At 70.9% G+C, this 12,436-nt stretch carries 14 protein-coding genes and 1 pseudogene; 8 read left to right on the top strand and 7 right to left on the bottom strand.

Going from position 1 to position 12,436, the window contains the following annotated elements; all coding sequences use genetic code 11:
• Positions 1-88: 88 nt before the first annotated feature.
• Positions 89-1,116 (bottom strand): annotated as a pseudogene (locus AB0I77_RS42880) (acyl-CoA dehydrogenase family protein).
• A gap of 137 nt (positions 1,117-1,253) precedes the next feature.
• Here AB0I77_RS42880 and AB0I77_RS42875 point away from each other — a divergent pair.
• The 3 genes from AB0I77_RS42875 (at position 1,254) to AB0I77_RS42865 (ending at position 4,781) form a co-directional block, all read left to right on the top strand.
• A complete protein-coding gene (locus AB0I77_RS42875; protein ID WP_363288292.1) occupies positions 1,254-2,576 on the top strand; it encodes an aldehyde dehydrogenase family protein in 1,323 nt (440 codons plus the stop codon).
• A 498-nt stretch (positions 2,577-3,074) separates the two neighbouring features.
• The gene (locus AB0I77_RS42870) at positions 3,075-3,812 is read left to right on the top strand and encodes a chitinase (RefSeq protein WP_363288291.1); all 738 of its coding nucleotides are present in this window, start codon (positions 3,075-3,077) and stop codon (positions 3,810-3,812) included.
• Positions 3,813-3,875: 63 nt separating this feature from the next.
• Positions 3,876-4,781, top strand: a complete 906-nt coding sequence (locus tag AB0I77_RS42865) for an oxidoreductase (protein WP_363288290.1) — start codon at positions 3,876-3,878, stop codon at positions 4,779-4,781.
• A gap of 15 nt (positions 4,782-4,796) precedes the next feature.
• Here the strand turns inward: AB0I77_RS42865 and AB0I77_RS42860 are convergent, their stop codons facing one another.
• Positions 4,797-5,258, bottom strand: a complete 462-nt coding sequence (locus AB0I77_RS42860) for a pyridoxamine 5'-phosphate oxidase family protein (protein WP_363288289.1) — start codon at positions 5,256-5,258, stop codon at positions 4,797-4,799.
• Between the two features lie 175 nt (positions 5,259-5,433).
• Here AB0I77_RS42860 and AB0I77_RS42855 point away from each other — a divergent pair, with 175 nt between their 5' ends.
• Entirely contained in the window at positions 5,434-6,081 is a 648-nt protein-coding gene (locus AB0I77_RS42855; RefSeq protein WP_363288288.1) for a 1,4-alpha-glucan branching protein, read from the top strand.
• A gap of 8 nt (positions 6,082-6,089) precedes the next feature.
• Here AB0I77_RS42855 and AB0I77_RS42850 read toward each other — a convergent pair whose 3' ends face one another.
• Positions 6,090-6,797: a dienelactone hydrolase family protein gene (locus AB0I77_RS42850; RefSeq protein ID WP_363288287.1), complete on the bottom strand. Its 708-nt coding sequence runs from the start codon at positions 6,795-6,797 to the stop codon at positions 6,090-6,092.
• 187 nt (positions 6,798-6,984) lie between these two features.
• Here AB0I77_RS42850 and AB0I77_RS42845 point away from each other — a divergent pair, with 187 nt between their 5' ends.
• Both AB0I77_RS42845 and AB0I77_RS42840 read left to right on the top strand, forming a co-directional pair.
• A complete protein-coding gene (locus AB0I77_RS42845) occupies positions 6,985-7,380 on the top strand; it encodes a VOC family protein (protein WP_363288286.1) in 396 nt (131 codons plus the stop codon).
• Positions 7,381-7,406: 26 nt separating this feature from the next.
• Entirely contained in the window at positions 7,407-8,495 is a 1,089-nt protein-coding gene (locus AB0I77_RS42840) for an adenosine deaminase (RefSeq protein WP_363288285.1), read from the top strand.
• On the opposite strand, the gene AB0I77_RS42835 is transcribed toward AB0I77_RS42840, so the two are convergent.
• On the bottom strand, positions 8,459-8,974 hold the full coding sequence (locus tag AB0I77_RS42835; RefSeq protein ID WP_363288284.1) for a DUF664 domain-containing protein: 516 nt from the start codon (positions 8,972-8,974) through the stop codon (positions 8,459-8,461). The two genes, AB0I77_RS42840 and AB0I77_RS42835, sit on opposite strands and share 37 nt — an antisense overlap.
• Before the next feature lie 28 nt (positions 8,975-9,002).
• A complete protein-coding gene (locus AB0I77_RS42830) occupies positions 9,003-9,887 on the bottom strand; it encodes a LysR substrate-binding domain-containing protein (RefSeq protein ID WP_363288283.1) in 885 nt (294 codons plus the stop codon).
• 126 nt (positions 9,888-10,013) lie between these two features.
• Here AB0I77_RS42830 and mgrA point away from each other — a divergent pair, with 126 nt between their 5' ends.
• Complete coding sequence (gene mgrA, locus AB0I77_RS42825; protein ID WP_363288282.1) at positions 10,014-11,009, top strand: L-glyceraldehyde 3-phosphate reductase; 996 nt, start codon at positions 10,014-10,016, stop codon at positions 11,007-11,009.
• On the opposite strand, the gene AB0I77_RS42820 is transcribed toward mgrA, so the two are convergent.
• A complete protein-coding gene (locus tag AB0I77_RS42820) occupies positions 10,999-11,286 on the bottom strand; it encodes a DUF1905 domain-containing protein (RefSeq protein ID WP_363288281.1) in 288 nt (95 codons plus the stop codon). The two genes, mgrA and AB0I77_RS42820, sit on opposite strands and share 11 nt — an antisense overlap.
• A 314-nt stretch (positions 11,287-11,600) precedes the next feature.
• Between AB0I77_RS42820 and AB0I77_RS42815 the strand changes: the two genes are divergently transcribed.
• Positions 11,601-12,011: a hypothetical protein gene (locus AB0I77_RS42815; protein WP_363288280.1), complete on the top strand. Its 411-nt coding sequence runs from the start codon at positions 11,601-11,603 to the stop codon at positions 12,009-12,011.
• A gap of 11 nt (positions 12,012-12,022) precedes the next feature.
• Here AB0I77_RS42815 and AB0I77_RS42810 read toward each other — a convergent pair whose 3' ends face one another.
• Entirely contained in the window at positions 12,023-12,436 is a 414-nt protein-coding gene (locus AB0I77_RS42810; RefSeq protein WP_363288279.1) for a nuclear transport factor 2 family protein, read from the bottom strand.

Below are 12,436 nucleotides of genomic sequence, written 5' to 3'. Positions count from 1 at the left end.
TGTGGCGGCTGCGGGTTGCCCGTGGCTGGTCGCGCCCGCGCGGCGGAGCCGCATATTGATACAGCCTCGCGCCTCTGAGGGGGGGGGCTCAGCCGGCCAGCGCTTTCAAGTGGGCCTTGCGTGACTCCGCCGTCTGGCCCTGGACCAGGAGGAACAGGGCCTCGCGGGCCAGGCGTTGGGCTTTGCTGGTCAAGGTCATCGAGCGGCCGCCTCCGGCCACCACCGCCGCGGTGGTGGCCGCCCGCATCACCTCGTACGCCTGGGTGCGCAGGGTCAGCCGTTCGTCCAGGTGCTCGTGCGGTGCGGGGTGGTCGGCCAGGGCGTAGGACCGGTCGCGGAGGTCGGTGAGGCGGGTGCGGAGCGGTTCGGCCGTGTCGTGGTCCAGCAGGGCGAGTGCCGCCTCGGCGATACCGAACACCGCCGGGGAGGCGTTCACCGTTTTCGTCCGGTCCGTCGCCGCCCACTCCTCGTACGGTCGCCGCAGGACCACGTCCTCCTCGGGCAGCCACAGGCCCGACAGCTCCAGTGACACCGTGCGCGACGCGGTGAGCGCCGCGAGCCGCATCGGGGGCGACGCGCGCAGGCCCGGCTGCTCGCGTGCGTCGGCGAAGGCGAAGAGCACTTCGCCGGCTTCGGTGATGCCCGCGAGCAGCATCAGGTCGTTGAGTCCCCACCCGGTGTACCAGGGCACCGTCCCGTCGAACCGCCGGCCACCGCGTTCGCGCGTGACCCGCACCGGGGTCCGCGGGTAGGCCCGCAGGTGGGCGTACGCCACCCCGGCCAGCAGTTCGCCGCGCGCCAGTGGACCGAGCAGCCGCTCCCGTACGGGCCTTCGCTCTTGGCCAGCGTCAGCACGGGCGTGTGGTGCTGCGTCTGCACGAACCACGTCGAGCAGCATGCCCCGGCCAGGATCTCGGCCGTGTCCCGCGCGACTGCCGAGGGTGCTCCGCCGTACTCCGCGGGCGCGCTCACTGCGAGCAGCCCGGACCGTTTCACCGCGTCGATGTGGCTCGCGGGCACGCCCTCCTGGTCGACCTTTTCGGCCTGCGGGGCGAGCAGCTCGTCCGCGAGCCGCCGGGCGCGGAGGACGAGAGGGTGGGGTGCGGTGGTGGTCATGAGGGGAAATGTAGGAGGTCACGGAAACAGCTCCAAGTTGGCCGGAATTTATTGAGGCACATGAAAGGTTGGCATATACATCTGACTGTCGAGACCGCACCCGCCGGCCGAAGGCCGACACACTCCAGCGAGGCACCGTGAACCACCCCCGCCCCGAGCAGCCCGCCGACGTCGTGGCACGACTGCGCGCCACCTTCCGTACCGGCCGCACCAAGCCCGTCGCATGGCGCACGACCCAGCTGCGCCGTCTGCGCGAGCTGCTCACCGAGAACGGCCCCGACCTGGCCGCAGCCCTCCACGCCGACCTGGGCAAGAGCTCCGCCGAGGCACACCGCACCGAGATCGACTTCACGGTCCGCGAGATCGACCACACCCTCGACCACCTCACCGACTGGCTGGCGCCCGAGCCGGCCCCGGTCCCGGCGCGCCTCGGCGACGACGCCGGGGCCTGGACGCGCTACGACCCCCTCGGTGTCGTCCTCGTCATCGCCCCCTGGAACTACCCGGTCCAACTGCTGCTCGCCCCCGTGGTCGGCGCCCTGGCCGCGGGCAACGCGGTCGTCGCCAAACCGAGCGAAATGGCCCCCGCCACCTCCGCCGCCCTGGCCCGGCTCCTGCCCGCCTACCTCGACACCGACGCGGTCGCCGTCGTCGAGGGCGGCATCCCCGAAACCACGGCCCTGCTGGCCGAGCGCTTCGACCATGTCTTCTACACCGGCAACGGCACGGTCGGCCGCATCGTGATGCGCGCCGCCGCCGAGCACCTCACCCCGGTCACCCTCGAACTGGGCGGCAAATCACCGGCGTTCGTCGACCGAGACACCGACCTCGACGTCGTCGCGGACCGGCTGGCCCGCGGCAAGTTCCTCAACGCCGGCCAGACCTGCGTGGCCCCCGACTACGTCCTGACCGACCCGGACACCGCCGCCGCCCTGGAACCCGCACTCGCCCGCGCGGTCGAGGCGCTGTACGGCACCGACCCGTCGGCCTCGGGTGAGTACGGCCGCATCGTCAACGAACGGCACTTCGACCGGCTGACCGGCCTGCTGGACTCCGGCCGCGTGGTCGCGGGCGGGAGCGGCGACCGTACGACGAAGTACCTCGCGCCCACCGTCCTCGCCGACGTCGACCCCGCCTCGCCCGTCATGCGGGAGGAGATCTTCGGCCCGATCCTGCCGATCGTCACGGTGCCCGGCCTCGACGAGGCGATCGACTTCATCGCCGACCGCGACAAGCCCCTCGCGCTGTACGTCTTCACGGAGTCCGACGTGACCCGGCGACGGATCGCCGAGGAGACCTCTTCGGGCGGCCTCGGCTACGGCCTCCCGCTCGCCCATCTCACCGTCTCGGACCTGCCGTTCGGCGGAGTCGGACAGAGCGGTATGGGCAACTACCACGGCCGCTACTCGATCGAGACGTTCAGCCACCGCAAGGCGGTGCTGGAGAAGCCGCTGAGCTGAGGCCGTTGAGAAGTTGGGCCGGTCCGGCTTGCGTCAGGATCCGGCCACGGCCGGTCCGCGACCCCGGACGGCCTGTGACAGCGAAGGCCGCTGCGGCGCCGGCTCCGCCTCCCGCCGCGCCGGCTCGGCGCCGGTCCGCCTCCCGGCGCCGCAGCACCCCACGCGCGACTTGTGGCGACGCTGCCGCCGTCGACCCGGACCCGGTCGCGGCAGATACCGCGCGGGGGCCGGGCCCTGGCCCGCCAGGAACGGCCCCCACATGCTGCAGCCGACGCTCAGCCACCGCAACGCGAGTACGCGACTGCGATTCCTCTGCCCGGAGCCGAGTTGACTGGTCTACACCCTTGACTGGTACAGACCAAAGCGATTGAGTGTGCCTCCACACCCCCCACCACGGCCGCGCCCACGCCGTGTCCGGTCCACCGGCACGTGCGCACAAGGCCCGGCTTCGCCCTGCCTCTTCTGGGTGCGGCCGTGCTCCGCAAAGGAGTTGATCCCGTGTCGAGACGTCGTGTCTCAGCCGTCATCACCGCGCTCCTTCTCGCCGGCACCGTGCCGGTACTGCTGCCGGCCTCGAACGCGTCCGCCGCCGGCAGCCGCGCCGAGGCACCCGCCGCGAGCTTCGTCGTCACCGAGGCGCAGTTCAACCAGATGTTCCCGAACCGGAATTCCTTCTACACCTACAGCGGCCTCACCGCCGCGCTCGGCGCCTACCCCGGCTTCGCCAACACCGGCAGCGACACGGTGAAGAAGCAGGAGGCCGCCGCCTTCCTCGCCAACGTCAGCCACGAGACCGGCGGCCTGGTGTACGTCGTCGAGCAGAACACCGCCAACTACCCCCACTACTGCGACTGGAGCCGGCCGTACGGCTGCCCCGCCGGTCAGGCGGCCTACTACGGGCGCGGTCCGATCCAGCTCAGCTGGAACTTCAACTACAAGGCCGCGGGCGACGCACTCGGCATCGATCTCCTGAACAACCCGTGGCGCGTGCAGAACGACGCGGCCGTCGCCTGGAAGACGGGCCTGTGGTACTGGAACACCCAGACCGGCCCCGGCACGATGACCCCGCACAACGCCATGGTGAACGGCGCCGGCTTCGGCCAGACGATCCGCAGCATCAACGGCTCCCTGGAGTGCGACGGCAAGAATCCCGCACAGGTGCAGAGCCGCGTGAACGCCTATCAGCGCTTCACGCAGATCCTCGGGACGACCCCGGGGGCCAACCTGTACTGCTGAGTGCCGTACACGAGTTCGCAAAGTGCTCGCGGTGCCGTGTCGGACATGTGGCAGACTCCGCCGATGAGCTCCGAAACGATCACCGCGGACGCCGCGGGCACCTGGAAACTCGGCGACCTGTCCGTCAACCGCGTCGGCTTCGGCGCGATGCGGCTGACGGGCAGCGCAGCCTTCCACCTCGGGTCGCCGAGCGACCGGGAGCGGTCGATCGCCGTGCTGCGCAAGGCGGTCGAACTCGGCGTGAACCACATCGACACGGCCGCCTTCTACTTCTCCTCGCTGCGCTCGGCCAACGAACTCATCAACAGCGCGCTGTCGCCGTACGCCGACGACCTGGTCGTCGTCACCAAGGTCGGCCCCTTCCGCAACTACTCGGGGGATTGGGGCACTTCGGCCCGGCCCGACGACCTGCGCGGCCACGTCGAGGAGAACCTGCGCCAGCTCGGCCGCGACCACCTCGACGTCGTCAACCTCCGCCGTATGCGGCAGGACTCGATCGCCGAGCACTTCGGCGCCCTGGCCGAACTGCGGGAGGAGGGCCTGATCCGGCACCTCGGCCTCTCCGCCGTCGAGCCCCGCCACCTCGCCGAGGCGCAGGCCATCGCGCCCGTGGTGTGCGTACAGAACCGGTACGGGCTCGACTCGTACGACCCCGCCACCGACGACGTCCGGCGGCTCTGCGGCGAACAGGGCATCGCCTTCGTGCCGTTCTTCGCCGTCGCCGGCGATGGCGGCTCCCAGGGCGCCACCACCACCCACGACGACGAGCTGCTCGCCATCGCGCGGGCCCACGAGGCGAGCCCCGCCCAGGTCCGGATCGCCTGGACCCTGCAACAGGGCCCGCACGTCCTGGCCATCCCGGGCACCGGCAACCCCGACCACCTGGTCGAGAACGTGGCCGCGGGCGCGCTCCGCCTCACCGACCAGGAGCTGGACACGCTCAACGCGCTGCACCAGAAGGCCGGTTGAGAAGAACGGCCGGCCTCAGACGGCCCACACCCCATCCCGCATCAGATGCCGCCCGCCCAGTTCGTGCGTCCCGTGCCAGGCCTGCACGGCATGCGGGCGTACCCGGAAGAACGCGTACGTCGCGCTGTCCGCGCGCGGATTCCAGCCGGTCTTCGCCGTGAACGCGTCGGCCGCCGCGTCCGGCACGTTCCGCTCCTCGAACGTGCGCACGTCCCCGTCGACGAGCACGACGTCCTGGGTGCTGCCGAACGCCAGCCGGGTCCGCCCGCCGTCGCGCAGATTGCGGCCCGTGGGATTGGTGAGCCGCGTGCACACCCAGACGGCCTCCCCGTCCCAGACGAACCACAGCGCGACCAGACACGGCAGCCCGTCGGCGTCGGCCGAGGCGACCCAGACGTCCGACTCCCGCTCCAGCCGGGCCAGTACATCGCGCTTGCGCTGCTCGGCGGTGCGGACCGGCGGCTCGGTGATCTTCACGACCTGGACGCTACCCGGTCCTACCGCCCGGCGCCTCGGGCCAGGGTCCTAGGCCAGTCCTAGGACCTGTGTCCTCGATCCTTTCGGTCCGAACCACCCTGCCGAAGAGACACCGGTGAGAAAGTGTGAAGTCCCGCATCGCTCGACATCACTCGACGGAAAGAGAACCTTCGGCATGGCCGTCATCCACCGCACCACCCTCAAGCCGACCAAGCTGGAACTGCTCACCGCCTGGCTCCCCTCCCGCCCCTGGTACACCGGCGCGGGCGAACCGGAGCCGGCCAAGGCGGGCGGGTTCCGGCTGGACGATCCGCAGGGCGAGGTCGGCATGGAGTTCATGGCGATCGGCGACACCTCCGGCGCCCATCCGGTCACCTACCTGGTGCCGCTCACCTATCGGGGCGCTCCGCTCGACGGTGCGGAGCACGCCCTCGTCGGCACCATGGAGCACGGGGTGCTGGGGCGCCGCTGGGCCTACGACGGCTGCCACGACCCGGTGCTTCTCGCGCAGTTGCTCGCGCTGATCGAGGGCCGGGTCCAGGCCCAGGCCCAGAGCGTCAGCGACACCCCGGACCGGGACGTCACGCGTTCCTTCGCCGGTGCGGGCCCCGTCCCGTCCGGCGTCCTCAGCGCCACCGACGACGAAGAAGGCACCGAACTCTCACTCCCCGAGGGCGGCACACTCCGCCTCCAGCGGGTCCTGCGTCCCGCCCCGGACGGCGCGCCCCTCCTTCCGCCGGGAGCGACCGGCCACGTAGCCGGCTCCTGGGACACACCGGACGGCGCCCGCGCGAGCGGGTTGTTCGTCGTCCTGCGTTCTTAGGAGCCGGCTCACCCCAGCTGTTCGTGCAGGAAGGGCACGGTGCGCTGCCAGGCGAGGGCGGCCGACTCGGCGTGGTAGACCGGGCGCCCGTCGTTGAAGAACGCGTGGTCGGCCGGGTAGCGGCGGAAGTCCGGGGCGACCCCCGACTGCTGCCGGATGGCGTCCGCCAGATCGTCGACGGTCTGCGACGGGATGGCCTGGTCGAGTTCGCCGAAGTGCCCGAGGATCTGTGCCTTCAGGCCCGAGAAGTCGGGCAGTTCGCCCTGGACGACGCCGTAGAACGGCACCGCGGCGCTCACCCGCTGATCGGCTGCGGCCAGGTACAGCACGAAGCCGCCGCCCATGCAGAAGCCCACCGCGCCGACCGTGTCCGAGGTGACCTCGGGCAGCGCCAGCAGGTGGTCGACGGCGCCGGAGAGCAGTTCGACACCGCGCGACACTGGGAGGTCCCGCATCATCCGCAGGGCCTCCTGGCTCTCGTGCGCCACGTTGCCGCCGTAGAGGTCGGGGGCGAGGGCGACGAAACCCTCCCGTGCGAGCCGGTCGGCGACGTCCGCGATGTGGTCGGTCAGGCCCCACCACTCCTGGATGACGATGACGCCCGGCCCGCGCCCGGACGGCGGGAGCGCCAGATAGCCGTGCGCGGTGGACCCGCCACTGGGGAACGTGGCGTTCTGACGGGCGGGTGCGCCGGTCGGCTTCGGCAGTTCGGTCATGGCACTCGACTCCTGTGCGGCAGAGCGTGGCGGGGGGACGCCGGGGTCGTGATCCCGACGTGATCTCCAGCCTGTCACGCCCGGAACGGCCTCCCTCACGCACCCCCGGGTCTGACTGGCGCACACGCAGTTTTACGTATAACCTCTCGCGTCGATCACCGTTCCGACACCGCTGCGAAAGGTCCCGATGAGACGCATCGCCCTGGTCACCCTCGTCGTCGACGACTACGACGAGGCGATCCGCTTCTACACCGAGGCCCTCGGATTCCGGCTCGTCGAGGACACCCCGCGCCCCGACGGCTCCCGCTGGGTCGTCGTGCGGGCCGGCACCCGCGAGGACGGCACCGATCTGCTGCTGGCCCGCGCCAAGGACGAGGCCCAGCGCGGTCGCGTCGGGGACCAGACCGGCGGTCGCGTCGGCTTCTTCCTGCACACCGACGACTTCGGCCGCGACCACGCCCGCATGCTCGCCGCGGGCGTGACCTTCCTGGAGGAACCGCGGCAGGAGCCGTACGGCTCGGTCGCCGTCTTCCAGGACCTGTACGGAAACCGCTGGGACCTGCTCCAGCCCACCGCCGACTGAGCCAGAACGAGAAAGAGATGAGGTACATGACAGCGCCCCGCATCGACACCGCCACCCTCCGCCGGCTGCCCAAGGCCGTGCTGCACGACCACCTCGACGGCAGCCTGCGCCCCGCCACCGTGGTGGAGCTCGCGGACGCGGTCGGCCACACCCTGCCGACCACCGACCCGGACGCCCTCACCGCCTGGTACTCCGAGGCCGCCGACTCGGGTGACCTGGTCCGCTACATAGCCACTTTCGAGCACACCCTCGCCGTGATGCAGACCCGCGAGGGACTGCTGCGCACCGCCGAGGAGTACGTTCTCGACCTCGCCGGGGACGGGGTCGTCTACGGCGAGGTGCGCTACGCCCCCGAGCTGATGCTGAAGGGCGGGCTGCCGCTGCCCGAGGTGGTCGAGACCGTCCAGGAAGGGCTGGCGGCGGGTATGGCCAAGGCGGCGGCCGCCGGGACCCCGGTGCGGGTCGGCACCCTGCTGTGCGGGATGCGGATGTTCGACCGCACCCGGGAGACCGCCGACCTGGCCGTCGCCTTCCGGGACGCGGGTGTCGTCGGCTTCGACATCTCCGGCGCCGAGAACGGCTTTCCGCCCGCCGACCACCTGGCCGCCTTCGAGCACCTGCGCCGCGAGAACGTGCCGTTCACCATCCACGCCGGCGAGGCGTACGGCCTGCCCAGCATCCACCAGGCCCTCCAGGTCTGCGGAGCCCAGCGCATCGGCCACGGCGTGCGCATCACCGAGGACATCGTGGACGGCAGGCTCGGCCGTCTCGCTGCCTGGGTGCGCGACCGCCGTATCGCCTTGGAGATGTGCCCGACCTCCAACCTCCAGACGGGCGTGGCGACCTCGATCGCCGAGCACCCCATCACGGCCCTGAAGGACCTGGGTTTCCGCGTCACCCTCAACACGGACGCCCGTCTGGTCTCGGGCACGACGATGACCCGTGAGATGTCCCTGCTGGTGGAGCAGGCGGGCTGGACGCTCGAGGACCTGCGCACGGTCACGGTGAACGCCCTCAAGAGCGCGTTCCTCCCGTTCGACGAGCGCGAGGCGCTCATCGAGGACGCCGTCCTGCCGGGCTACGAAGCCGCGCTCCGCAACAGCCCTCGCACATAGGCGGCCTGTCCGACGTGCTGGAGATCGTCGGACAGGACACTGGCCAGCCGTACGCCCAGGCTGACCGGCGGATCCCAGCGCTCGTCCACGATGTGCTCGAAGTCCTTGGCGGCCAGCCCGCGCAGGAATCCGAGGGTCTGCACGTGCACGGCGTCGTAGTACCCGGTCAGCAGGTCACCGGAGTCGACCCGGACCTTGGCGACCTGCGTGGAGCTGTGCCCGTAGCCCGTGTCCCGGCGCGGCAGATCGAGCCCGAAGCGCTTCTCCCAGCCCTGGGACAGCCAGACCTGGTCGAACCCGGAGGCGTCGGCCAGGTGGTCGTCCTGGACCCGGGTGAGGTGCCAGATCAGCCAGGAGACGGAGTTGGCGTCCACGGCGGGACGGGCGTTGAGCTCGTCCGGGCCGAGGCCGTCCACGGTGGCGTGGACTTCTTCCTGGATGCGGTTGTACGCCTCGATGAGGATGTCCTTGGCATGCATACGCTCCACCATCGCGCATCTCGCGCCGTCATGCTTCCTCGGTCTCCAGAAGCGTCATCAGCGCCCGGGCCGCGGGGCTGGCGGCCTGCGGCGGCGGCAGCAGCGCCACCGTCTCGTACGTCGCCTCGCCCGTGCCCTTCAGCGGCAGGGCGGTGAGTGTCTCGCGTTTGTGCCGGAAGTGCCGCGGTACGACGGCGATGCCCAGGTTCTCGTCCACCAGGTCGAGCAGGCTGTGCACGTCGTTCACCTCCAGCGCGACCGTCCGCCGCACGCCCGCCGCGGCGAAGGCGGCGTCGGTGATCCGGCGCGGCCCCCAGTCCGGATGGAAGTCGACGAAGATCTCGTCGCCGATCTCGTCGGGAGTCACCGCCGCGCCGGCGCTCGCGAGCGGGTGGCTGGGGTGGCACAGGACGGTCATCGGCTCGCTGGTCAGCGGTACGGAGCGCAGCTGGTCGGTGTCCGCGTGGCTGCGGACCGCGAAGGCCAGGTCGAGGCGTCCGGCGGCGACCTCCTCGGCGAGCGCGCCCGCCCCCGCCTGCCGCAGCCGGATCTCCACGTCCGGGTGGAGCCGCCTGAACGCGGCCAGCAGCCTCGCCACGTGCACGCCCGCGATGCACTGCTCGGTGCCCAGCGCGAGCGTGCCGCGCAGCACGCCCTGCACGGCGGCCACGGCCTCGTGCGCGGACCGCACCTGCGCCAGGATCCGCTCGGCCTCGCCCAGCAGCGCCCGCCCGGCCTCGGTGAGGGTCACCCGGCGGGTCGTCCGCACGAACAGCGGGGTCTGGAGCTCTCGCTCCAGCGCCCGGATGGAGGCGGACAGGCCCGACTGGGACACCATCAGCCGTTCGGCCGCCCGGGTGAAGTGCTGGTCCTCGGCGACGGCGACGAAGTGCTGGAGATGGCGCAGTTCCATGATTGAGAAGCGTACGCGCTGAATTCCATCGGATTCTCCTGTTGGACCACTGCCCCCAGGTCACGACAGAGTGGACACCGGTTCTCAGGGAACCTGGTTCCGCCATGCCAACCTTCTGGAGTCGCGTTGTACACCGCACACCCCGACCGCTACGCGGACATGCCCTACCGGCGCACCGGACGCAGCGGCCTGAAGCTCCCCGCGCTGTCGCTCGGTCTGTGGCACAACTTCGGCCCCGCCGACCGGACCGTCGAGACGCAGCGCGCCATCCTGCGCCGCGCCTTCGACCTCGGCGTCACCCACTTCGACCTGGCCAACAACTACGGCCCGCCGCCCGGCGCCGCCGAGTCCGCCTTCGGCGAGGCACTCAAGGCCGACTTCGCGTCCTACCGCGACGAGCTGGTCATCTCCACCAAGGCCGGCTACCTGATGTGGTCCGGCCCCTACGGCGAATGGGGTTCGCGCAAGTACCTGCTGTCCTCGCTGGACCAGAGCCTGAAGCGGATGGGCCTGGACTACGTCGACATCTTCTACTCGCACCGCCCCGACCCGGAGACTCCCATGGAGGAGACGATGGGCGCCCTGCACTCCGCGGTCCAGCAGGGCAAGGCGCTGTACGTCGGCATCTCCAACTACTCGGCGGAGCAGACCCGCGAGGCCGCCCGCATCCTCGGCGAGCTGGGCACCCCGCTGCTGATCCACCAGCCCCGCTACTCGATGCTGGACCGCCGCCCCGAGGACGAGGGTCTCCTGGACGCGCTGGACGAGCTCCAGGTCGGCTCCATCGTCTTCTCCCCGCTGGAGCAGGGCCTGCTCACCGGCCGCTACCTCGACGGCATCCCGGAGGACTCGCGCGCCGCGAGCGACAGCCCCTTCCTCAACTCGGACGCGGTCACCGAGGACCTGGTGGGCCGGCTGCGCGCCCTCGACGACATCGCCAAGACCCGCGGCCAGACCCTGGCCCAGCTGGCGCTGGCCTGGGTGCTGCGCGGCGGCCGGGTGACCTCCGCCCTCGTCGGCGCGAGCAGCCCGCAGCAGCTGGAGGACAGCGTCGGCGCCCTGGGCAATCTGGACTTCGACGCGGCCGAGCTGGCCCGGATCGACGGGGTGATCAAGCCGTAATCCGCTCCTCCAGCCGCACGGTCACGGTGTCGCCCTCCTCCTTCCCGATCGCCCTGCGCACCTCGGCCTTCACGGGCAGTTTGTGGGTGCCGTCGCCCAGGGCCATGAAGGAGCTGCGGAAGGGGTGCCCGTCGATCGTGCCGCGCACCTTGACCAGTCCGCGGGTGCCGAAGAACGCGACGGAGTCGGGCCAGACGAGATAGGTCCAGCCGCCCTCCTGCGGGCTCTTGCGCAGCACGGCGGTGAATTCCGCGTTCAGCTGTCCGGTCGTAGCCATGATGTCCTCCGCTCCCGGTGGTGCTTCTTTTGAAGAGACCACCGGGAGCGCGAGAACTCATCGCGGACCGGACAGCCGGAGACCTGGAAAGCCCGTGAGCCGCAGCCCAGGCGAAGGCCTGTCATGTTTCGGCCAAAAAGGGACCCGAATATGCCAGGAGACTGGCCGGAAAGTTGTGGTGACAGTGTTTCAGTAGTGAACATACTCGACTGCTAGGGCCTTCACATCCAGCGAAGAACCCGTCACGCACAGCACTGAGCCGCACCGAAGGAGAGGCCCGGCCCACAGGCTAGCGAAGCAGCGGGGGAGTGATCGTGCACGATGAATTCCTGTGCCATGTCACGGGGTACGGCACCGTCGGTGGCCGGCGTATCGGCGTACCCCTGGGAACCTACCGGGCCCCTACCCTCGCCCTCGCCCTGTGGTGGATGCGCGACCGCGCCTCCTGGATCGCCGACCGATTGGACCCACAGCCGGAAGCCGGACTCTTTCCGCCCGGCGCGCTCGTCCCGGTCTCCTGGACCGTCCTCGACGTGCCGGCCGTGCTGCGCGCCTGGTGCGGCGACCTGACCCAACAGGAGCTGGTGGCCGACAAGTTGGCCGCGGGGCAGCTGGTGCGGATCGCCGCGAGCGACGACACCACCGAGTACGAACTGCTGGCGGAGTCGGTGGACGCCCTGCGTATGCAGCGGACCGCCGCGGCGCTGTTCACGCCCGTCGCCTGACCGGGAGGCGATCAGTCCTGGCCCAGTCCGTTCAGCGGCACGCGCCGCGCCAGCATCCTGCGGTGGGAGATGCGCCAGCCGTCGGCGATCCGCACCACGGTGTCCTCGTACGTCACGGAGCCGCACGAGCCGTCCGCCTTGACGCCCAGCCCCTTGGAGCGGGCACGCACCCGGTCGCCGGCCACCTCCTCGATCACCACGTTGGTGACGTGGTGCGCGACGGGATTGGCCGAGCCGAGGGCCAGGGCAGCCTCCTTGAGCGCGGCGAGTCCGGTGACCTGCCCCTGGCCGAAGTCGGAGAGGTCGTAGACGACGTCGGAAGTGAAGACCTCCGCCATGCGGTCCAGTTCACCTTCGTCGACCACGTGCCCGTGCAACGCGATCAACTCGGTGACGGCCAAGCGGTCTTCGAGAGCCAACGTCAT

Source organism: Streptomyces sp. NPDC050619, assembly GCF_040654815.1.
Taxonomy (GTDB): domain Bacteria; phylum Actinomycetota; class Actinomycetes; order Streptomycetales; family Streptomycetaceae; genus Streptomyces.
This window is presented reverse-complemented; position numbering and strand designations above follow the sequence as displayed.